The sequence below is a fragment of the Arthrobacter sp. RIT-PI-e genome (assembly GCF_001187915.1).
GTDB lineage: Bacteria > Actinomycetota > Actinomycetes > Actinomycetales > Micrococcaceae > Arthrobacter_D.
Window position 1 is genome coordinate 164,034 of sequence record NZ_LGIU01000043.1, and the last position, 20,316, is coordinate 184,349.

Below are 20,316 nucleotides of genomic sequence, written 5' to 3' on the forward strand. Positions count from 1 at the left end.
CCGGCGCTCGCCAGGAAGGGCCCGCTGAACTTTTCCAGGGGGATCTGTATGCGTTTCGGTGACATGCTCCGCGAGGCACGGAGCGCCAAGGAGCTGACCCAGGAGGAGCTGGGTGCAGGACGGTACTCCCCCAACTACGTCTCGCTCCTCGAACGCGGTGAGCGGCAGCCGACGCCGGAGATGGTGCAGCACTTCGCCCACGTCCTCGGAATGGACGCGGGGACGCTCGGCTGGTGGGTGGAACCGACGCCGTCCGCGGACACCGCGCTCCTCGCCGCCGCCATGCACGACGTCGGCAATGCCCGCGACCTGCAGGACGACGATCTCACAGCGGCCGAGGCCGCGAACGCCGCCTCCATCGCTAAGGAACAGGGGAATGTGGCGGCATGGTGGTCCATGGCCACCCTCCATGCCCAAGCACTCGTGGCCCTCCGCCGCTACGACGAGGCCGAGGCGGTGCTCCGCTCACTGCGCGAGAGCACGCTCGTCACCCAGAAGCCGGAGCTCCTCGTCCTGGTGCTCGGCCGGCAGGCGGCCGTGCTGCGAACACAGGGCAAACTTCCCCAGGCAGTGGACATCGCCCGGGAGGCGGTCGAGGTCTCAGCGGCACTTCCCATGCACTCCGCCGTGCGCCTCGAGGCGGTGTTCGTCCTCCTCTCGGCACTGTCCGTCCAGGGCCGTCTGGACGAGGCGTGGGACATCGTGCTGGAGCTGCACCTGGACGAACCGGACCCGGCCCTGCCGTCCCGGCTGGTGGGGAACGGCGCCTGGGTGGTTGGCAACATCGCCTTCCGCCGCGGGGACGTGGAGATCGGCCTCACCCAGCACCGGTTGGCGGCGAAACTACTCCTGGCGCGGACGGACGTCGAGTCCTGGGCGCAGTTCCATGGTGCCAGCGTCATGATGCGTCTGCACGCGGGCATCGCCGACAAGGAGGTGTGGACCTCGCTGCAGAACGCGCAGCTGGGCTTCCGCATCTCCGGCACGGAGCAGCAACGCCGTGAGATCAAGCTCTACGAGGCGTACTTCCACCTCCGCTCCGGCGAACCGGTCCTGGCCGGACCGCTCCTGGCCGATGTGGAAGCGACGATGGACCTCGTGGACTTCGAATCCTCATCACTGCTCGAGCGGCTGCTGGGCGAGTATTACGCGCATCAAGGGGATACCCTGCGCAGCCGCAAGCACTTCCGACGCGCCATCACGCTCTTCGAGGAGGCCGGTGCATCCGAGTCCGCGGCCGAGGTCCGCGAGCTCATGACCCACTGACCGCGGGTGCCACGGGCTCCGCGTCCTTCTGCCAGGGCCAGCGTCCGCTGATCTCGAGCTCCAGGGACCAGCTGAGGAAGGTCCGGATCACCACGATGACAGCGAGGACCCCGACGGATTCGAAGGTCGGGGTGACCGCCACCGTCCGGATGATGTCCGCGGCCACGAGGAGTTCCAGACCGAGGAGGATCGAGCGGCCGAGCCGTTGGCGGTACCGGTGGTAGATCCCGTTCTCCCTGCGGTGACGCAGGATCGCCGCACCGGCGACGAGCGTCGCGATCAGCGCGCCGATCACGATCACGGCAACTCCCGCGGCGTCCACCGCCTTGCCGACGCCCTCCATGAGCTCCTGGAATGTCACGGTGTTCCTTTCGTAGGTGTGGGTGCAGCCGCGGGATCGCCGTGGGTATGTCACACGGTCCCGATGCGTGCTGGAGCCGACGGGGCGCGAGAACGACGGCGGCCTCCGGTCGACCGGTGCGGCCCCCGCCCCGCGGACCGGGAGGACCACCTGGCACCGGTCCTCCCGGAAGGTGCCGGCGAGGTGCGCGGAGCAGGAACCCGGTCACGGAGACCGTACCCGGGAATCGGACCACATCGGCGAGTGACACGAGGAGTGCGCCGTACGCGTGCTCGTAGCGGCGGTACGCGTCTACGCGGACGCTGCAGCGGGCGTGCATCGATGCGTGCTCCGCACGGCGGTCCCCGCATGCCCCGCACGCGGTGCGGCGTGCCTCGAGCAGTCGAGAAACCGGCACGACATCGAGTCCTGCGGTCCGTGGGAGCGCCCTCCCGCGGTGGTGCAGGCGTGCGCGCACTCCGGACCCGTGCGGATACAGTTCCGGAGGCTCACGTCCGTGTCCGGAAGCGACGAATGCTGTAGACGATGAAGGTGGCCGCGAAGACACCCGAGAGGATCAGGCTGGAGCCGACGCTCCAGCCTCCCGGCAGCCACCAGCGCCCGTCGATCGGCCACCAGCCCGGGGCGGCCGGCTGGGCGATCCACAGGATGCCGAGGAGAACCAGGACGACGACGCCCCCGAGGCTGAGCGCGATGCTCCACCGGCTCTGCACTCCCCGGGCAGCCGCGACGAATGCCCTGCGACGTACCGGCTGCAACCAGCGCCTGGCCCATGCGTAGTGCGGCGCCAGGACGGCGAGTCCCGCCACGAGGGTGAGCAGACCGGGACCCGGTAGCACCAGTGCAGCCAGACCGAGCAGTACCAGCAACCACCCGCTGACCAGGCCCGCGGCGCGGCGGATCCCACCGGACTGGGCATGGCCGGCCGTACTCGAACCCTCGACACCACGCGCCGGTGTCCGTCGATCGGCTGCCATGGTCGGACCTCCCTCACTCCGGTAACGCCCCATCGTGCAGCCGATCCGGCCCACCGGCAAGCCCGGTCAGTATCCGGCAAACGCACTCCTGACTGTCAGTGGCCAGGTGTAGCGTGACATCACACAGAGTTCCACCTCCGCTCGGAAGGCACACTCATGAACAAGAACTGGCGCTGGCTCCCCGCCGGCATCGTCCCTGCCGTCATCGTGGCCGCTTCCGTGAGTGGCTCCGCCGTTGCCGAGGCCCAGCCGCAGCTCCCGGCCAAGACCGCCCAGGAGCTGCTCGAGTTCATCGCCACCAGTGCGGACGACGCCTACTCGGGAACCCTGGAGCAGACCTCGGAGCTCGGACTACCGGACATCGGCATGGCCACCCCTCCCGGAGGCAGAGCCGGTGACGACCCCACCTCCACCGCCCTCGAGCTCCTCACCGCCGACCACACCGCGCGCGTCTATATCGACGGCCCGGACAATGCCCGCGTCCAGGTCCTCGACGAGCTGGCCCAGCGCGACGTCGTCGTCAACCGGGACAATGCCTGGACCTACGACTCCGCAACCAACGAGGTGACCCACGCCGTGCTGCCGGACAAGGAGTCCGTGCAGGCGGAGGCGGAGGCGAAGCTGCAGGAGAAGATCGCCGAGTACCCGGAGCTGCAGGACGTCCCCCGCCCCCCCGCCGAACTGGCCCGACTCTTCCTCGCGAGGATCGACCCCTCCACCGAGGTGACCGTCGGTGCCAACAGTCGTGTGGCCGGCCGTAGCGCGTACGAGCTCCGCCTGGAGCCCACGGACCCGGGCACGCTGATCGGTTCCGTCGCGATGGCCATCGACTCCGAGACGGGTGTTCCCCTGAGCATGACCGTGCAGGCGAAGGGACAGGACGTACCGGCTTTCGAGACAGCATTCACGTCGGTCGACTTCACTGCACCGGACGCCGCTCTCTTCGACTTCACACCACCTCCCGGTGCCACGGTGACGGAGATCCCCACGAAGGACGAGCTCGAGGCCACCCTCGACGCCAGGTCGGGTGCCGAGCACGCTCCCCCCGCGGGCACACCCACCGATGGACATGCAGAGCCCGAGGTCATCGGTACGGGATGGAGCACCATCGTGGAGCTGCCGGCCGGCACGGCCACCGGGCTGGGCCTTCCCAGCGGGCAGGATGCCCCGGGTATGAGCGACATCATGGACATCAAGCCGGGTATGGACCCGGCGGACGTTGCCGGCGCACAGGCGCTGTTGGAGCAGGCACTGACGGAGGTCGACGGCGGACGTGCACTGCAGACCTCGCTGGTGTCGGTGCTGATCACCGATGACGGGCGGATCCTCGTGGGCGCCGTGAGCACCGAAGAGCTCGTCGCCGCTTCCCGGACGTGATCGACGCGGCTCACGGCTCGCTCATCCCCGACGAGCGGACGCGCCGATGAGTTCGGACGGGCTCGCGATCGAGACCCGCGGGTTGACGAAGGTCTTCGGGTCCCAGAAAGCCGTGAACGGAATCGATCTGGCCGTACCACGGGGATCGGTCTTCGGGTTCCTCGGCCCGAACGGGTCGGGGAAGACCACCACCATCCGCATGCTCCTCGGCCTCGCCTCCGCCTCGAGTGGTGAGATCCGTCTGCTCGACGGCGTCATGCCGAGGGACGCACGGGGTGTGCTGCCTCGCGTCGGTGCCCTCGTGGAGGGTCCTGCCATCTACCCGTTCCTCTCGGGGCGGGCGAATCTCCCGCGGCTCGATGCCGCCGATCGCCCCCCCCCCCCCCCCCCCCGTAGCACGAGGGTGGACGCAGCCCTGGAACGGGTGGGGCTCGGGCACGCCGCGACGAAACGGGCGGCTGCCTACTCCCTGGGCATGAAGCAGCGCCTCGGGATCGCCAACGCGCTGCTGGCGCCACGTGACCTGCTCATCCTCGACGAACCCACTAACGGCCTGGACCCGCAGGGCACGCGTGAGGTCCGGGGTCTCATCAGATCGCTCTCCGAGGACGGCACCACCGTGTTCGTCTCCAGCCACCTGCTCGCGGAGGTGGAGCAGATGTGCTCGCGGATCGCCGTCATGAGCGCCGGACGGCTCGTGGCCCAGGGCACGCTCGACGAGCTCCGCTCCGAGGGGACCGCACGCGTGCGGGTGACCACACCCGACATCGACGACGCATCCCGTGTCCTCGCCCGGCTCGGGCTTCCACCCCAGGTGCACGGGCGCGACGACACGATCACCGCCGAGCTCGTGGTCGAGGGTCTCCTCCCGGAGACGGTGAACGCCGCACTGGTACAGGACGGCGTCCGGGTGCGAGGATTCGAAGTCAGCGGTGCCTCGCTCGAGGACCGCTTCGTCGCACTCACAGGAGAGGGGTTCGACGTTGCCGGCTGAATCCGCGCAGGACCGGCCCATCGGCTCCGGGGGTTCCCTCGGGCTCACCCTGGTCCTCTCCGAGATCGCCGTCCTGTTCCGTCGGCTGCGCACGTGGGCCATGATCGGTGCCCTCGCGCTCATCCCGATCCTGATCGCCGTCGTGGTCCGTGTGTCCTCCGACGGCTCGGCGAGCGGCCGCGGCCCAGCGTTCCTCGACAGCATCACGCAGAACGGGTTGTTCGTCTCGCTGACGGCGCTGACCGTGGCCATCCCGCTGTTCCTCCCCCTGACCATCGGGGTGGTGGCCGGTGACACCATCGCCGGGGAGGCGAACCTCGGGACGCTGCGGTACCTGCTCATCGCACCCGCCGGGCGCATCCGCCTCCTGCTGGTGAAGTACGCGGGCGCTGCCCTGTTCTGCCTCGTGGCCACCCTGACCGTCGTCGTCACCGGGGCGATCATCGGTGCCCTGCTGTTCCCCGTCGGGCCGGTGACACTCCTGTCCGGGGACACCGTGGGGATCGTCGGGTACTTCCTCCGGCTGCTGCTCCTCGCGCTCTACGTCACGGTCTCGCTGCTGGGGCTGAGCGCCATCGGTCTGTTCATCTCCACGCTGACCACCGTTCCGGTGGGTGCGATGGCCGCCACCGCCGCCCTCGCCGCCGTCGCGCAGATCCTCGGTGCCCTCCCCCAGCTCGAATGGCTGCACCCCTGGTTGTTCACGAACTACTGGCTCGGGTTCGCGGACCTCCTGCGGGAACCGATCGCGTGGACGTCCTTCGCCGACAACGCCCTGCTGCAGCTCGGCTACATCGCGGTGTTCGGGACCCTTGCCTACGGCCGGTTCAGTACGAAGGACGTCCTGAGCTGAGCGCAGGCGGTCCGCGGGTCGAGCTTCTCGAGGTCTACCGGGAATCCTTCGTTGCTGGCGTCCGCCGCGCCCATCCGGTCGCCTGCTCGAAGGCATAGGTCACCTGCAGCAGTTCCACGTCGCTCCCAGGTGGCATGGCCAGCTGCAGCCCCACCGGGAGGCCGCCCGCGCTGAACCCTGCCGGGACGGACACCGCGGGCAGACCGGTCGCGGAGATCAGGCATGCCGAGCGCATCCAGTCCAGGTAGGTCCCGAACTCCACCCCGTTCACGGACGTCGGGTACCGCTCCGCGGCGTCGAACGGCAGCACCTGCGTGGCAGGACTCGCGAAGACGTCGTACGTCCCGAAGTACCGCCGCACGCTCGTGTCCAGCCGTGTCCGTGCCAGGGCGGTGTCCACCAGGTCCTGCGCGGTGAGGCTCCGCCCCTGCTCCACGTTCCACCGGATCTCGGGCTTGATGGCCTCGCCGTGCTTCTGCACCAGCTCGCCGAGACCGAGCAGGAAGTCGAACGCCCTCGTCGCACCGAACACGCGGTCGGCCCCCCGGAGATCGGGGGCCGCCTCCTCCACGACCGCGCCGAGATCGGCGAACACCTGCAGCTGCCCCTCGAGCACCCGCAGCACCTCCCGGTCCACCGGCACCCCGAGCCCGAAGTCCGGCGACCAGCCGATGCGCAGTCCCGTGAGGTCCCGCTCCAGCGGGTCGGCGAAGGAACCCCGCACCGGGTAGCCGTACGGTACCGCGGGATCCGGTCCGGCGATCGCCGTCATCCCCAGGGCGATGTCCGCGACCTCCCGCGCCATCAGCCCGTTGCGGCCCAGCCAGGCCCAGGCGTTGCGGGTGGGGACGGCCGGCACCACGCCGAGGGAGGGCCGGTACCCCACCACGTTGCAGAACGACGCCGGGATCCGCAGCGATCCGCCCATGTCGCTGCCGTCGCCGAGCGGCTGGATCCGGGCCGCGATCGCCGCCGCCACTCCCCCGCTGCTCCCGCCGGCGCTGCGCGAGGTGTCGTACGGGTTCACGGTGGTGCCGAACACCTCGTTGAAGGTGTGCGAACCGGCGGCGAACTCGGGCACGTTCGTCTTGCCCGTGGTCACCACCCCGGCCTGCTTCAGCCGGGCGATGACGAGGTCGTCGAACGTCGGCACGAAGTCCCGGAAGATCGGGGAGCCCTGGGTGGTGCGCACACCTTTCGTGTTGGCGGTGTCCTTGTGGGTCATCGGCAGACCGTGCAGCGGCGGCAGCTCGGCGCCCGAGGCCGCGCGCTCGTCGGCCGCGGCGGCAGCCGTCGCGGCGCCGTCGCGGTCCTCGGTGACCACCGCGTTGATCGGCCCGTTGACGGCGTCGATCCGCTCGAAGTGCGCCTCGAGCGCCTCGCGTGCGGAGACCTCACGACGGCGGAGGGCACCGGTCAGTCCGACAGCGGACAGCTCGTGGAGCGCGCTGCTCACGCTCCGGTTCCCACCTTGGAGAGCAGCACCGACATCGCGGCCCGGACACCGGTGGTGAGCGTGGGTTCGATCGCGGGGGCGAAGTACGGCGAGTGGTTGCCGGCCACGGGCTCGTCGGCGTCGAGCAGTTCCTGCGGGTGCCCGCCGAAGAACCAGTACACGCTCGGCACGCCGATGGCCTCGGCCAGGAGCCCGAAGTCCTCGCTGCCCATCACGGGCGGGGACTCGATCACGGCGTCCTCACCCAGGACCTCACCGAGCACCGCCATGACGTCCTCCGTGGAGGAGGGGTCGTTGTAGCACTGGGGGAAGCTCGTGATCTCCTCGATCCCCGGCTCGGGTGCACCGGAGGCGGCCGCCTCGGCGCTGATGATCCTCCGCAGGGAGCCCAGGACGCGGTCGCGCACCTCGGGATCGAACGTGCGGACGTTGATCGTGAACTCCGCGGACGCCGGGATGATGTTCTCCTTCAGCCCGCCGTGGAAGGTGCCCACCGTGACCACGGCCGACTTCATGGGGTGGATCTCGCGGGAGACGATCGTCTGGATCCGCACCACCATGTGGGCACCGAGCACGATCGGGTCGATGGACTGCTCCGGCTGCGACCCGTGGGCCTGCTTGCCCCGCACGGTGACCTTCCAGGAGTCCGCCATGGCCATGGCGGTGCCCTTGCTGATGTTCACCGTACCGGCGAGACCCGGCCACACGTGCTGCCCGTAGACCACGGACGGCTTGGGCGCCCGGTCCCACAGGCCGTCCTCCACCATGGCCTCGGCACCCGCGCCGATCTCCTCGCCGGGCTGGAAGACGAACACCACGGTGCCCGCCCAGGCCCCGGTGTTCTCCGCCAGGAGCTGCGCGGCGGTCAGGCCCACGGTGATGTGCGTGTCGTGCCCGCACCCGTGCATCACCGGCACGGCCGTCCCGTCGGCGAGCGCCCCCGTTGCCGTGCTCGCGTAGTCCAGCCCGGTGTCCTCCTGCATGGGCAGGCCGTCGGTGTCGGCGCGGTACCCGATCACCGGTCCGTCGCCGTTCCGCAGGATCCCGACGACGCCGGTGCCACCGCACAGGAAGGTCTCCAGCCCCAGGTGCTCGAGCTTGTCCAGGATGAATGCGGCGGTGTGCGTCTCCTGCATGGAGAGCTCGGGGTTGGCGTGGAAGTGCCGGTACAGATCGTGCATGGCGGTGATGGCGGAGTCGGAGAGGTCGAAGACGGTGGTGTCGATGCTCATGGTGTCCTTTCGAAGGAGTCGCTGATTCACGAGTACATCAGGTGGGGACCCCTCCGTGCGAGAGTGGAGGAACCGGATGAGGCCCTCCTGTACATGGCGGTGGCAGACTGGAGGCATGGGATTCCTGGTGAGAATTCAGCGCTGTCTCGGCCTGGACGCGGTGAAGGTGCTCGATGGCTACGAGAAGGCGCCGCGGGCCGCCCACCTGACCTGCAGGAAGTGCGGCGTCTTCGTCTCCGCCGAGGGCCAGTCCCTGCACACAGGGTGGCACCGTGCAGCTGGCTCCTAGTCCGCCGGGGTCCATGACCCTCGGGCAGGCCGGCTGGGCCCTCATGTTCGTGGCGCTCTACGTGGGCGCGGCGACGGGTCTGATCATCCTCCTCCAGGTGACCGGACTCGTCGAGTTCACCCTCACCCTCCTGTTACCCGTGGCCCTGGGCGGTGCCACCCTCGCCGCCGTGCTGGCGCTGTACGTGCACCTGATCCGCAGGAACTCACTCAGACCGGCTGATCTCGGTTTCCGACGCCCTACCATGCGCCTGTTCCATCTGCTCTGGCAGATCCCCGCCACCATGCTCGCCGGTGCGATCCTCCAGATCCTCGTCCTCCTTGCTTTGACGGGTCTGGACCTGACGGCGGAACCACCGGACAGCGCCCTGGACGACATCGCAACTCTGCCCGCCTCGCTCGTCGTCCTGTGCGTGGTCCTCATCGCCGTGATCACTCCGCTGTGGGAGGAGATCCTGTTCCGTGGAGCCCTGCTCGAGGGCCTCTCCCGGCGCTTCCGCCCCTGGGTCGCCGTCGTCCTCTCCGCCCTGGTCTTCGCCTCGGTGCACCTGGTTCCCCTGAGTTTCGCCTACCTGTTCACGCTCGGGGTGTCCCTGGCCCTGCTGCGTCGGTTCCACCGGAACCTCTGGGCACCGGTCCTCCTCCATGCGGCGAACAACGCCTTCGTCGTGTCCGTCGTCCTGCTGAGCACGTGACCGTCGCACCGGGAGGGAGACCATGACGGCACCTGGGCAGCCGGATCCACGATCCTCCGGCCCCGGGGTCACCGAACCACCGGTGCTGCTGGATCCACGGCGCTGGGGCGGTGTGGTGGGCCTGGCCGGCGGGCTGGTGTTCGTGCTCAGCTACTCCGACCCGCTCGGCACCATCGCCTCCTCGTTCGCCGAGGTGGCCGCCGTCGCCCTGGCACTCACCGCCGTCGTGCTGCTCTTCGTCCGGCCGGTGGCGCTCGGCCCGCTGGCCCGGCCGCGCGCACTCGCGGTGCTGGTCTACCTCGCCTGCGTGGCAGGGGAGGTGGTGCTCATCGGCGTCGGTTCACGAGCACTGGGCGACGCCGGAGCGGGTGAACTGCGGCCCGCGCTGATCGCCGCCGTCGTCGGCCTGCACTTCCTGCCCTTCGCGTGGGCGTTCGGCGAGCGCATGTTCACCCTCCTCGGCGGTGTCGTGGCTGTGCTCGGCGCAGCGGGCCTGGTAGCCGGCGCCCTCGGCGTTCCCCGTGCTGCCGAGGTCTCGGCGGTACTGGCGGGCTTCGCCATGCTCGTGGTGCTCGTCCGCTACACACAGGGACGGTTCGCCCCTCGGTAGCCGGGTGCATTCCTGTCCTGCGGCGCCTCTAGGCTGGAGCCATGTCCACCGTGCCGGCGTCCATCCCCTCGGGATCCCCCTCCCCCACCGACGACGACGCCGGGTGGTGGCGGAACGCCGTCATCTACGAGGTGTACCCGAGGTCTTTCGCCGACGGCGACGGCGACGGCGTCGGTGACCTCGCCGGCCTGCTCGCCCGCCTCCCCTACCTCGCCTCCCTCGGCGTGGACGGGATCTGGATCACCCCCTTCCAGCCCTCCCCGCAGGTGGACCAGGGCTACGACGTCAGCGACTACTGCGACGTCGATCCCGTCTTCGGCACGCTTGAGGAGTTCGACGCCGTCCTGGACGCGGCGCACGCACTCGGCCTGAGGGTGTTCATGGACCTGGCCGCGAACCACTGCTCCGACCAGCATCCCCTCTTCCGCGCCGCCGTCGACGCCGGGCCGGGCTCCCCCGAACGCACGATGTTCCACTTCGAGGACGGACCTGACGCGGACACCCCGCCCAACAACTGGATCGGCTCCTTCGGCGGCTCCATGTGGACGCGGGTAGCGCCGGACTCCGCTACGGACACCCAGTGGTACCTGCACATCTTCGCCTCGGCGCAACCGGACTGGAACTGGCGGAACCCCGCGGTCGGCGCGTTCTTCGAGGACGTGCTCCGGTTCTGGTTCGACCGCGGCGTGGACGGCCTGCGGGTGGACGTGGCCCACGGACTGTTCAAGGCCGAGGGACTGCCGGACATCGAGGATCCCGCCGCCGTGGTCAAGGGGCTCCGCTTCAACCCCCACGTCACGGACCAGGAGGAACTCCACGGGGTGTACCGGGAGTGGCGCCGGATCGCCGAATCCTACGCCCCTCCGCGCATCCTCGTGGGCGAGGTGAACCTCGAACCACCCCGGGCCGCCCGCTTCACCCGGCCGGACGAGCTGCACCAGACCTTCGCCTACGGGTTCGTGAAACTCGGCTGGGACGCCGACGCCTGGCTCGCGGCGGGGATCGCATTGGAGCGGTCGCACCGCGAGCACGGTGCCACCCCGGCGTGGTCACTGGAGAACCACGACGTCCTGCGGTCCGTGATGCGCTTCGGCGGTGGCAAGCTCGGGGCGCTGCGCGCCCGGGCCGGACTGCTCGCCATCCTCGGCCTGCCCGGCGGCGCGTACCTCTACCAGGGCCAGGAGCTCGCCCTCCCGGAGGTGCCGGTGCCGATGGAGGCGCGCGTGGACCCCATGTGGACGCGCGGCGGGGTATGCCGCGACGGTGCACGCATCCCGCTGCCATGGACGGCCGGGTCGGCAGATGCGCACGGCTTCTCCACGCGTGCGGACGCCGAGCCCTGGCTCCCCGTCCCGGCCTGGTGGGGCGAATGGGCCATCGACGTGCAGGATGCCGACGATACGTCCCCGCTGAGTCTCGTCCGCACGGCCTTGACCCTCCGGAAGCACCTGCTCGAGGAGGGCGTCCTGTCCGCCGATGACGACGGCGCGTGGCGGATCGACGAGGGCGCCGTGCTGGTCTGCGAGCGCGAGAAGTTCGTCGTCGTCCTCGCGATGGGAACCGACGCCGTGCCGCTACCGGACGGTGAGGTGGTGCTGACGTCGTCGCCCCTGACGCCGGAGGGTCTCCTGCCACCGGACACCGCCGCCTGGGTCCGGCGGAGCTGAGCATGCCGATCCCCGGGCACCACGACGCCTGGTGGCGCGACGCCGTCATCTACCAGGTGTACCCGCGCTCGTTCGCGGACGGGGACGGCGACGGCGTGGGTGACCTCGCGGGCCTGCTGACCCGCTTGCCGTACCTCGCGTCCCTGGGCGTGGACGGTGTCTGGATCACGCCGTTCCAGCCATCCCCGCAGGTGGACCAGGGGTACGACGTGAGCGACTACTGCGGCGTGGACCCGCTGTTCGGCACCCTCGAGCAGTTCGACTACGTGCTGGACGCCGCGCACACCTCCGGGTTGCGCGTGCTCCTGGACGTGGTGCCGAACCACTGCTCGGACCAGCACCCGTTGTTCCGCGCCGCGATCGCCGCCGCTCCCGGCTCCCCGGAGCGGGCGATGTTCCACCTCGAGGACGGACCGGACGGGGACACCCCGCCGAACAACTGGCGGAGCGTCTTCGGCGGGCCGGCCTGGACCCGGGTGGACCCGACGTCGGCCACGGATCTCCAGTGGTACCTGCACCTGTTCTCACCCGCCCAGCCGGACTGGAACTGGCGGAACCCGGCGGTGGGCGACTACTTCGAGGGTGTGCTGCGGTTCTGGTTCGATCGCGGCGTGGACGGCGTGCGCGTGGACGTGGCCCACGCCCTGTTCAAGGCCGACGGGCTGCCGGACACCACGGGCACCGGCTCCGTGGTGGACGGCCTGCGCTCGAATCCTCAGGTCTCGGACCAGGAGGAGGTGCACGGGGTGTACCGGAGGTGGCGGCGCGTGGCCGACTCCTACACGCCCGGCCGCGTGCTGGTGGGCGAGGTGAATCTCGACCCGCACCGCGCCGCCCGGTACACCCGGCACGACGAACTGCACCAGGCGTTCGCGTTCACCTTCGCGAAGCTGGGCTGGGATCCGGAGGCCTGGGCCCGGGTGGGTACCGAGCTCGAGGCAGGACGGCGCGAGCACGGCGCACCCCCGACCTGGGCATTGGAGAACCACGACATCGTCCGCACCGTCACGCGCTTCGGCGGCGGGACGCGCGGTACAGCGCGGGCCCGCGCGGGTCTGCTCGCCGTCCTCGGACTGCCCGGGGGCGCGTACCTCTACCAGGGCCAGGAGCTCGGACTGCCCGAGGTCGAGGTTCCGCCCGACGCCCGGCAGGACCCCATGTGGGTACGCGGCGGAGTGTCCCGTGACGGCGCGCGGATCCCGCTGCCGTGGACGGTGGCGCCGGAGGGTTCCTTCGGGTTCTCCCCTGCCCACGCCGAGCCGCCGTGGCTCCCGACGCCGGCCGCCTGGGGCTCGCACTCGGTGGAGGCGAATGAGCACGACGTCGGCTCGAGCCTGCACCTCGTCCGGACCGCGCTCCGGGTGAGGAAGGAACTCGCCGAACGAGGCGTCCTCTCCCCCGACGACGGCGGTACCTGGCGCGTGGACGACGGCGGGCTGCTGATCTGCGAACGCAGCGCGCGCTTCCTGGTCGCAGTCGCCATGGGTGAGGAACCTGTGCGCCTGCCGGAGGGCGACGTGGTGCTGGCCTCGTTGCCGCTCACCTTCGGCGGGCTGCTGCCGCCGGATGCCGCGGCGTGGGTCGTACGGAGGTGACGGGCCTCGATACTCCGGGGCACCGACGTCGCCCCCACGGCCGCGGCGGAGGGAGCCGACGCCGCGGCATCAGGCGACGGTGACCGTGAGCTCGGAGAACTCGTCCTCCACGTACCGGCCCACGAGCACCTGGAAGGTGCCGGGCTCGTACTGCCAGCCGTCCTCGTAGTGCGCGAAGGCGCGTGCCGGGACGGACACGTCCGCGGTCCCCGAAGCGCCGGCGTCGAGCTCCACCGAGCCGAAGCCCGCAAGCCAACGGACGGGCCGATCCACGGCGGAGTCCTCCCGCGCCACGTACACCTGCACCACCTCGCGGCCTGCCCGTGATCCGGTGTTCGTGACGGGCACGCTCACCGTGAGGCCCTCCCCCGCCGTCACAGAGGTGCCCGCGGAGACCTGTCCGAGCTCGAAGGACGTGTACCCGAGGCCGAACCCGAAGGGGTAGGCCGGGCTCGCACCACCCTCGGCGGCCTGCTTGAGCCAGGCCCGGTACCCGACGTGGATGCCCTCGGCGTAGTGCACCTTGCCGTCCACGGGCATGGTGCTGAGCACGGGGACGTCCGCGAGCGCGGCGGGCCAGGAGGTGGGCAGCCGGCCGCCCGGCTCCTGGACGCCCAGGAGCACGTCGGCGATCGCAGCGCCGAACTCCTGACCGCCGAACCAGCCGAGCAGCACGGCCGCCACCTCGTGCCGCCACGGCATGAGCACGGGTGAGCCGGAGTTCACCACCACCACGGTGCGGGGGTTCGCGGCGGCGACGGCGGAGACGAGGCGGTCCTGGTGGCCGGGCAGGTCCAGGTGCTCGCGGTCGAAGCCCTCGGACTCGATGGCCGAGTTGGTCCCCACCACGACGACGGCGACGTCTGCCTCGCGCGCGGCCTCCACGGCGGCGTGGATCTCTGCGTCGGCGTCGTCCACCACGGTCTCCTCCCCGATGAGCACGGCGGAGAACGGGATCGCCTGGCTCTCGGGCAGGGCGAAGACGACGTCGACGTCCACGCGCTGGCCTGCGGTGGTGGTGACGGGGAAGGTCTCCTGCGGCGGGGCGAACAGGGCGGCGCCGAGGACGGCGTGCTCGGCCACGAGTTCGCCGTCGAACACCTTCTCGCCGTCGAGCGCCAGGCTGATGTGACCCACGGTGCCGATACCCAGCTGGTGCACGCCGTCGTCGGGCGAGGTCCAGGCGGTCCGCATGCGGATCGTCGTGGTGCCCTCGGGGATGCCGACGCCGAACCAGATGAGATGGGAGGCGAGGCGGTCCTCCCCGGAGATCTCCGCACCGGTGGCGTCGAGGAAGGTGACCCGCACGCCGGGGACGTCGGAGACGGGGTTGGAGAGGGACTCCCGGGGGAACTCCTGCAGCCCCACGCTCACCTTCGCACCACGTGTGTAGGTGACCTCGACGTCGTCGGGCAGTGCCTCGCGCAGCCCCTCCAGCGGGGAGACGATCTGCAGCGGCATGACCGTGGCGCTGCCGCCGCCCTGGGTGCGGGCGTCGGAGGCGTTGTCGCCGATGACGGCCACGCGCTTCAGCGCTGAGGGATCGAGCGGCAGGACGCCGTCCTCGTTGCGGACGAGAACCGATCCGCGGGCCGCCGCCTCACGGGCGAAGGCCCGGCCGTCGATCGCCTTGGGCAGCTCGATGACCGCTGGCTCGAAACCGTCGAGCACACCCACCCTGGCGGCCAGCCGCAGGATGCGCGTGACCTTCTCGAGGATCGCCTCGCGGGGAACCTCGCCGGACTCGACGGCGGCCACGAGCTTCGGGCCCCAGGCGCCGACGGGTCCGGGCATCTCGAGATCCTGATGAGCCTTCGCGGCGTCGACGGAGCGCACGCCGGTCCAGTCGGAGACCACCACGCCGTCGAAACCCCACTCGGTGGCCAGCGGAGTCTCCAGCAGATCGTTCTCGCTCGCCGTCGTGCCGTTGATCGAGTTGTAGGAGCTCATCACCAGCCAGGCCCTCGCCTCGGTGACGGCCTGCTCGAACGCCGCGAGGTACAGCTCGCGGAGCGGTCGCTCGGCCACCACGGAGTCGGCGGTGAAGCGCTCCGTCTCGGCGTCGTTGGCGATGTAGTGCTTGGGCGTGGCACCCACACCCACCGACTGCACACCGGTCACGTACCCGGCCGCGAGCTGCGCCGTGAGCACGGGGTCCTCGCTCATGCACTCGAAGTGGCGGCCGCCCAGCGGGGAGCGGTGCAGGTTGATGGTGGGACCGAGGACCACGTGCACTCCTTTGCGGCGCGCCTCCTGGCCGAGCACCTGCCCGTAGCGCCGCGCGAGGTCCACGGACCAGGCGGCGGAGAGGGACGACGACGACGGCAGGCTGATGGAGTCGTGGCGCTCGTCGAAGTCCTCACCGCGGACGCCGGCGGGGCCGTCGCTGAGGACGATGCGCTTCAGCCCGATCTCGGGGATCTCGACGGTGCTCCACACGTCGGCGCCGGTCAGCAGGCCGACCTGCTGCTCGACGGTGAGCTTCTCGGCGAGCTCACGGATACGGGGGTCGACGGCGACGGGGATCTGGTTCGAGGTGCTGGTGGTCATCTACGTGGCTCCTTCGATCGGCCCATCATCGGGACACCCCGAGCGTACACGCGAAAACAGAGTGATACTAGGCATTGCTCATCGAGAAGAAGGGGCTCTCCTACACTGAACCTGTGAGCAATAGAGGAGTGCGGGGACCATACGCGAAGGGTGAGGAGCGACGCCGGGAGATCCTCCGCACTGCTGCGGAGGTCTTCGCGACCGAGGGGTTCGAGGGTGCAGCGCTCAAGCACGTGGCCGAACTGGTGGGCATCCGGGAGGCCACGCTCTTCCACTACTTCAGCACCAAGCAGGAGCTCCAGCAGGCCGTGCTGGCCGAACGGGACCTGCGGGTGCGCCAGGATCTCGATCAGGACGTCGACATCGACGACCTCCCGGGCATCGCCGCCCGGAACGAGCAGGAGCCGGGCCTCACTACCCTCTACGCGGTGGCGTCCGCGACGGCGAGCAACCCCGTCCACGCCTCGCACCAGTACTTCCGTGAGCGGTACGAGCTCCTCGTCGCGGACCTGGCCGTGGACGTGCAGGCGCGCCAGCTCTCGGGCGAGTACCGCCAGGACATCGACCCGGCGTGGGCGGCGCGACTGCTGATCGGCGTGTTCGACGGCCTCCAGGTCCAGTGGCTGTACGACAAGGGCGTCAGCATGCAGGAGGGGTTGAAACAGGCGATCGCGCTGTTGAAGGTGCCGGAGGCATGAACCCATGAGCAGGGCCTTCCGTCATGCACGCAGGCTCGTGGACGGCCCGGGCTCCTGATGGGTGGGCTCGGCGCAAGCCTCTACACCTACCCCTAGGACTTCGTCGGGGATCCGGACGCGGCCCGACTGCTGAGGGACTTCGGCTTCGACGACGTCACCGTCGCCGCCGCGTACCACTCCGTGCGAGCAGCCACTCCCCGCCACCCCCGTCACCAGGTGATCGACGCCGAGGCGGCAACGTACTTCCCCGTACGTGACTCCGCCTGGGCCGGCCGCCGTCTCACCCCTCGGGAAGGCACACCCTGGGCGGCGCCGGGCTCGTTCGTCGCAGCACGGGATTCCCTCCGGGCCGCCGGTGTGAGGGTGCGCGCCTGGGTGGTGGCGACGCACTCCAGCGCAGTCGGGAGGACCGCCCCCGACCTCTGCGTCCGGAACGCCTTCGGTAACACCTACACCTGCGCGCTCTGCCCGTCACACCCCGAGGTCCTCTCCTACGCAGAGACAGTGGTGACGGAGGCGGCTCAGCTCTGTGGTGTCGAGGCGATGATCGTGGAGGGTTGCGGCCCGCTGGGGTTCTCCCACCAGAGTCAGCACGAGAAGACGGCGGGAGCGGACTGGTCCGCGCTGGACGAATCGCTCCTGAGCATCTGCTTCTGCGACTGCTGTGCGGACGCGTATGCGGAGAACGGCTTGTCCGTCGATGATCTGCGGCAGCGGATCCGCCATCGGGTAGGGACAAGCGCTCAGCAGGTGGAGGAGGTGCTCGGCGAGGACGCCGCTCCTGTTCTCGCGGTCAGGGCCGCCTGGACTGCACGCCTCCGCACCACCTTGACCGCTGCTGCGCGCAGCTCCGGGGTGGAGGACCTGTCCTTCTTCGCAGCCCCGGACGCGTGGGCGGTGGGGCCGAACGTGGCACTGCCCGCCCTGCTCGGCACCGATGGGACGGATCGCGGCGCTGATTCCTATGTGGTGAACGCATGGGCACTGGATCCCTCCGGTGCGGAGCGGGTCCGGGCTGCAGCGAACCTCACCCCGGCTCGGGTCGGCGCCTACACCACCGTCCTCCCGCCCACCACCGCGACCCCGGAGGACCTCGTATCGCACTGGTCGGGGTTGGTGGACGCAGGCGCGGAGGAGCTCCACATCTACCATGGCGGTCTGGCCTCCACCGCTCGTCTCCGGAACGCCGGAGAAGCACTGGCGCAGGTTCGCGCACACCGTTGACACTCCCGTGCGGCGATCAGCCCGTCCGTCGAGGGTGACCCTCGGATGATCGGTAGGCGCATCGTCAGGCCCTCGAGGGGATCCTCGAGGACGATGCAGGGCAGGTGACATCAGGAAAGGCCGGCCCCGAGGGGCCGACCTTCCGGTTTGTCACTGGTGGAGCAGCGTGATCAGTTGATCGCCTCGCGCAGGTCCTTCGCCGCCTGGGCGGGGTCGTCGGCGCTGTAGATGCCGCCGCCCACCACGGCCACGTCGGCACCGGAGGCCTGCACGTCCTTGATGGTGGCGAGCTTCACGCCGCCGGCCACGGAGAAGTCGACGCCGGATGCCTTGCCCGCGGTGAGCAGGGTGTTCAGGTCGTAACCGTCCTGGGCCTGCTCGTCGAGTCCGGCGTGGAACTCCACGAACCGGGCACCGAGCTCGGTGACCTCCTTGGCACGGGCGGCCTTGTCGTCCACGCCGATCAGGTCCACCACCACGCCCTTGCCGTGGGCCTCACCGGCCTTGATGGCACCGGCGATGGTGGAGTCGTCGGCCACGCCGAGCACGGTCACGAGGTCAGCGCCGGCCGTGAATGCGATGTCGGCCTCGAGCTCGCCGGCATCCATGGTCTTGAGGTCCGCGAACACGATCTTGTCCGGGTGGGCCTCCTTAACGGCGGTGACGGCGGAGAGCCCGGCGTTCTTCACGAGCGGGGTGCCGAGCTCGATGATGTCGACGTACTCGGCGACCTTCCCGGAGAGTTCCAGGGCGGCGTCGACGGTCAGTACGTCCATGGCGAGTTGCAGTTTCACGGTGTGTCCTTTGCTGGCTGGGATGGGAAGTTGGGGGACGCGTCACTCGAGGTTCGCGTGACGCGGCCAGAGTTCTTCGGCGGGTGTGCCGTCGGCCTGCCAGAGGGCATGGAACACGGCATCGAGCACCAGGAGGAGCGTCTGCTCGAAGAGGCTGCCCGAGTACTGCCGGGAGGCGGTGCCGCTGTGGTCGGTCTTCTGCGCGGCAGGGACCACCACCACCGAGGAGGCGAGCCCGGCGAGCGTCGATGCACCGTCCGTGGTCAGCACGGCGACCCGCGCGCCCACCGACGTCGACTTCTCGGCCGCCGCGACCGCCGCCGCCGTCGTCCCCGAGCCGGAGGCGACGATCAGCAGGTCACCGGAACCGATGGCCGGCGTCGTCGTCTCGCCCACCACGTGGACGGTGAGGCCGAGGTGCATGAGGCGCATGGCGTGCATCCGCAGGGCGAGTCCGCTGCGTCCTCCCCCGGTGACGAACACGCGGGTGGCCTGCTGGATCTCGGCGACGAACGCCGAGAGCTGGTCCTCCTGCACGCCGTCCGCCGCGCGGGCGATCTCGTCCTGGACGAGGCGTAGCTGTGCGGAAACCGAGGTGTCCTGTGGTGCTTCGCTCAAGGTGTCGCTCCTCGTGGATCGGGGATGTTCCGTGACTCCAGTCCATCACCCGATCTGTGCGCAGAGGGCCGTACGACCTACCCCGCTGGACCTAGTTCCCGCAGGGCTAGGCGTACCGGTGACGCACGCCACCCACCCCGCAGCGGCGGTGCCTCACGCCCGGGTGGCGGTCGACGACGTCGCCGCGGCGAGCGCCGCCAGCGCGGCCTCGCCGCTGGAGCCGGGCGCGCCGTAGTAGGTACAGACGCTCTGGTCGGCCTCGCCGGGGACCTGCAGCGTCTGGTAGTGCAGCACGGTGGGGCCCATCACCGCATGGTTGAAGCGGATCTCCCCCTGGTCCTTCTCGTGCACGTTCTGGTCCGCCCAGAAGCTGGTGAACTCGGGGCAGCCCTCCCGGAGGTCGCTGATGAGCTCGGCGAGCTGGCGGTCGTCCGGGAAGCGGCCCACGTCCAGGTGCAGCATGGCGGTGGTCTGCGCGCTGACCTGCTCCCAGTCCTCGTACAGTTCCCGGGCCCTCGGGTCCAGCAGGATGAAGCGGGCGTAGTTGCGGTGCGTGGCGGGGAGGGCTTCGAAGTCGGTCATCAGGGCCCGGGCCAGGCGGTTGCTGGCGAGCACGTCCGTACGGCGGCCCAGGATGATCGCGGGCACCGAGTCCATCACCGCGAGCAGGTCGTACAGGCCCTGCCGGACGCGCTGCGGGTCGAGTTCCGGCGCGTGGTGCGGGGTCGGGGTGCCGCAGAGGTTCAGCAGGTGGTTCCGCTCCACATTGTCCAGGCGGAGCGCGAGGGCCAGGGAGTCGATGATCTCGAGGGACACCGCACCGCTGCGGCCCTGCTCGATGCGCATGTAGTAGTCGGAGCTGATCCCGGCGAGACGGGCCACCTCCTCGCGCCGCAGGCCCGGGACGCGGCGCACCCGGCCGTCGAACGGCGCCTTGAGGTCCGTGGGTGAGAGCCGTGCGCGTCGCGAGCGCAGGAATGCGGAGATCTCGGCGGCGCGGTCCATGCCTCCATTCTGCCGCACCCGAACAGGCGGGGACCGTCCGGCGGGGACGACGGCGG

19 protein-coding genes are annotated in these 20,316 nt (G+C 70.2%); 11 read left to right on the forward strand and 8 right to left on the reverse strand.

Annotated features, from left to right (window positions below; genetic code table 11):
- The first annotated feature begins 48 nt into the window (after positions 1–48).
- Complete coding sequence (locus AC792_RS05065; RefSeq protein WP_049829460.1) at positions 49–1,266, forward strand: helix-turn-helix domain-containing protein; 1,218 nt, start codon at positions 49–51, stop codon at positions 1,264–1,266.
- Here AC792_RS05065 and AC792_RS05070 read toward each other — a convergent pair.
- Positions 1,253–1,627 carry a DUF1622 domain-containing protein gene (locus AC792_RS05070; RefSeq protein WP_049829461.1) on the reverse strand — a complete coding sequence of 125 codons (375 nt, stop codon included), beginning with the start codon at positions 1,625–1,627 and terminating at the stop codon, positions 1,253–1,255. The two genes, AC792_RS05065 and AC792_RS05070, sit on opposite strands and share 14 nt — an antisense overlap.
- Positions 1,628–2,115: 488 nt before the next feature.
- The gene (locus AC792_RS05080; protein ID WP_082177431.1) at positions 2,116–2,604 is read right to left on the reverse strand and encodes a PGPGW domain-containing protein; all 489 of its coding nucleotides are present in this window, start codon (positions 2,602–2,604) and stop codon (positions 2,116–2,118) included.
- A gap of 156 nt (positions 2,605–2,760) precedes the next feature.
- Here AC792_RS05080 and AC792_RS05085 point away from each other — a divergent pair, with 156 nt between their 5' ends.
- From AC792_RS05085 to AC792_RS05095, 3 genes are read left to right on the forward strand one after another with little or no spacing between them, the layout of a single operon-like run.
- Positions 2,761–3,981 carry a LolA family protein gene (locus tag AC792_RS05085; RefSeq protein ID WP_049829463.1) on the forward strand — a complete coding sequence of 407 codons (1,221 nt, stop codon included), beginning with the start codon at positions 2,761–2,763 and terminating at the stop codon, positions 3,979–3,981.
- Between the two features lie 46 nt (positions 3,982–4,027).
- A complete protein-coding gene (locus AC792_RS05090; protein ID WP_049829464.1) occupies positions 4,028–4,975 on the forward strand; it encodes an ABC transporter ATP-binding protein in 948 nt (315 codons plus the stop codon).
- Positions 4,965–5,828 (forward strand): ABC transporter permease, encoded by an 864-nt coding sequence (locus AC792_RS05095; protein WP_235436378.1) that lies wholly within the window; start codon positions 4,965–4,967, stop codon positions 5,826–5,828. The genes AC792_RS05090 and AC792_RS05095 overlap by 11 nt, the downstream gene beginning before the upstream one ends.
- Before the next feature lie 34 nt (positions 5,829–5,862).
- On the opposite strand, the gene AC792_RS05100 is transcribed toward AC792_RS05095, so the two are convergent.
- Both AC792_RS05100 and AC792_RS05105 read right to left on the reverse strand, forming a co-directional pair.
- Positions 5,863–7,284: an amidase gene (locus tag AC792_RS05100; protein WP_049829466.1), complete on the reverse strand. Its 1,422-nt coding sequence runs from the start codon at positions 7,282–7,284 to the stop codon at positions 5,863–5,865.
- The gene (locus AC792_RS05105) at positions 7,281–8,516 is read right to left on the reverse strand and encodes an amidohydrolase (RefSeq protein WP_049829467.1); all 1,236 of its coding nucleotides are present in this window, start codon (positions 8,514–8,516) and stop codon (positions 7,281–7,283) included. The genes AC792_RS05100 and AC792_RS05105 overlap by 4 nt, the downstream gene beginning before the upstream one ends.
- A 115-nt stretch (positions 8,517–8,631) precedes the next feature.
- On the opposite strand from AC792_RS05105, the gene AC792_RS17250 reads away from it, so the two are divergent.
- Genes AC792_RS17250 through AC792_RS05125 form a run of 5 tightly spaced genes read left to right on the forward strand, consistent with a single transcriptional unit; the run spans position 8,632 to position 13,371 of the window.
- Complete coding sequence (locus AC792_RS17250) at positions 8,632–8,805, forward strand: hypothetical protein (RefSeq protein WP_160317613.1); 174 nt, start codon at positions 8,632–8,634, stop codon at positions 8,803–8,805.
- A 13-nt stretch (positions 8,806–8,818) separates the two neighbouring features.
- Positions 8,819–9,499, forward strand: coding sequence for a CPBP family intramembrane glutamic endopeptidase (locus AC792_RS05110; protein WP_049829468.1), 681 nt, complete (start codon positions 8,819–8,821; stop codon positions 9,497–9,499).
- Between the two features lie 22 nt (positions 9,500–9,521).
- The gene (locus tag AC792_RS17685; RefSeq protein ID WP_049829469.1) at positions 9,522–10,109 is read left to right on the forward strand and encodes a DUF7010 family protein; all 588 of its coding nucleotides are present in this window, start codon (positions 9,522–9,524) and stop codon (positions 10,107–10,109) included.
- Between the two features lie 41 nt (positions 10,110–10,150).
- Positions 10,151–11,776, forward strand: a complete 1,626-nt coding sequence (locus AC792_RS05120) for an alpha-amylase family glycosyl hydrolase (RefSeq protein ID WP_082177432.1) — start codon at positions 10,151–10,153, stop codon at positions 11,774–11,776.
- Between the two features lie 2 nt (positions 11,777–11,778).
- Positions 11,779–13,371 carry an alpha-amylase family glycosyl hydrolase gene (locus AC792_RS05125; RefSeq protein WP_049829470.1) on the forward strand — a complete coding sequence of 531 codons (1,593 nt, stop codon included), beginning with the start codon at positions 11,779–11,781 and terminating at the stop codon, positions 13,369–13,371.
- Positions 13,372–13,440: 69 nt separating this feature from the next.
- Here the strand turns inward: AC792_RS05125 and AC792_RS05130 are convergent, their stop codons facing one another.
- Positions 13,441–15,921 (reverse strand): beta-glucosidase family protein, encoded by a 2,481-nt coding sequence (locus AC792_RS05130; protein ID WP_049829471.1) that lies wholly within the window; start codon positions 15,919–15,921, stop codon positions 13,441–13,443.
- A 113-nt stretch (positions 15,922–16,034) separates the two neighbouring features.
- Between AC792_RS05130 and AC792_RS05135 the strand changes: the two genes are divergently transcribed.
- A complete protein-coding gene (locus tag AC792_RS05135; RefSeq protein WP_049829519.1) occupies positions 16,035–16,619 on the forward strand; it encodes a TetR/AcrR family transcriptional regulator in 585 nt (194 codons plus the stop codon).
- Between the two features lie 180 nt (positions 16,620–16,799).
- A complete protein-coding gene (locus AC792_RS05140; RefSeq protein ID WP_152916028.1) occupies positions 16,800–17,843 on the forward strand; it encodes a hypothetical protein in 1,044 nt (347 codons plus the stop codon).
- Between the two features lie 170 nt (positions 17,844–18,013).
- Here AC792_RS05140 and hxlA read toward each other — a convergent pair whose 3' ends face one another.
- The 3 genes from hxlA to AC792_RS05155 all read right to left on the reverse strand — a co-directional run bounded on the left by hxlA (position 18,014) and on the right by AC792_RS05155 (position 20,260).
- Positions 18,014–18,637 carry a 3-hexulose-6-phosphate synthase gene (hxlA, locus tag AC792_RS05145; protein WP_049829473.1) on the reverse strand — a complete coding sequence of 208 codons (624 nt, stop codon included), beginning with the start codon at positions 18,635–18,637 and terminating at the stop codon, positions 18,014–18,016.
- Between the two features lie 42 nt (positions 18,638–18,679).
- The gene (hxlB, locus tag AC792_RS05150) at positions 18,680–19,255 is read right to left on the reverse strand and encodes a 6-phospho-3-hexuloisomerase (protein ID WP_049829474.1); all 576 of its coding nucleotides are present in this window, start codon (positions 19,253–19,255) and stop codon (positions 18,680–18,682) included.
- 153 nt (positions 19,256–19,408) lie between these two features.
- Positions 19,409–20,260 (reverse strand): helix-turn-helix transcriptional regulator, encoded by an 852-nt coding sequence (locus AC792_RS05155; RefSeq protein ID WP_049829475.1) that lies wholly within the window; start codon positions 20,258–20,260, stop codon positions 19,409–19,411.
- Between the last annotated feature and the right edge of the window lie 56 nt (positions 20,261–20,316).

Coding starts and splice junctions, on each gene's coding strand:
- AC792_RS05065 (WP_049829460.1), top strand. CDS start 49: ATGCGTTTCGGTGACATGCTCCGCGAGGCACGGAGCGCCAAGGAGCTG.
- AC792_RS05080 (WP_082177431.1), bottom strand. CDS start 2,604: ATGGCAGCCGATCGACGGACACCGGCGCGTGGTGTCGAGGGTTCGAGT.
- AC792_RS05085 (WP_049829463.1), top strand. CDS start 2,761: ATGAACAAGAACTGGCGCTGGCTCCCCGCCGGCATCGTCCCTGCCGTC.
- AC792_RS05090 (WP_049829464.1), top strand. CDS start 4,028: ATGAGTTCGGACGGGCTCGCGATCGAGACCCGCGGGTTGACGAAGGTC.
- AC792_RS05105 (WP_049829467.1), bottom strand. CDS start 8,516: ATGAGCATCGACACCACCGTCTTCGACCTCTCCGACTCCGCCATCACC.
- AC792_RS17250 (WP_160317613.1), top strand. CDS start 8,632: ATGGGATTCCTGGTGAGAATTCAGCGCTGTCTCGGCCTGGACGCGGTG.
- AC792_RS05110 (WP_049829468.1), top strand. CDS start 8,819: ATGACCCTCGGGCAGGCCGGCTGGGCCCTCATGTTCGTGGCGCTCTAC.
- AC792_RS17685 (WP_049829469.1), top strand. CDS start 9,522: ATGACGGCACCTGGGCAGCCGGATCCACGATCCTCCGGCCCCGGGGTC.
- AC792_RS05120 (WP_082177432.1), top strand. CDS start 10,151: ATGTCCACCGTGCCGGCGTCCATCCCCTCGGGATCCCCCTCCCCCACC.
- AC792_RS05125 (WP_049829470.1), top strand. CDS start 11,779: ATGCCGATCCCCGGGCACCACGACGCCTGGTGGCGCGACGCCGTCATC.
- AC792_RS05130 (WP_049829471.1), bottom strand. CDS start 15,921: ATGACCACCAGCACCTCGAACCAGATCCCCGTCGCCGTCGACCCCCGT.
- AC792_RS05155 (WP_049829475.1), bottom strand. CDS start 20,260: ATGGACCGCGCCGCCGAGATCTCCGCATTCCTGCGCTCGCGACGCGCA.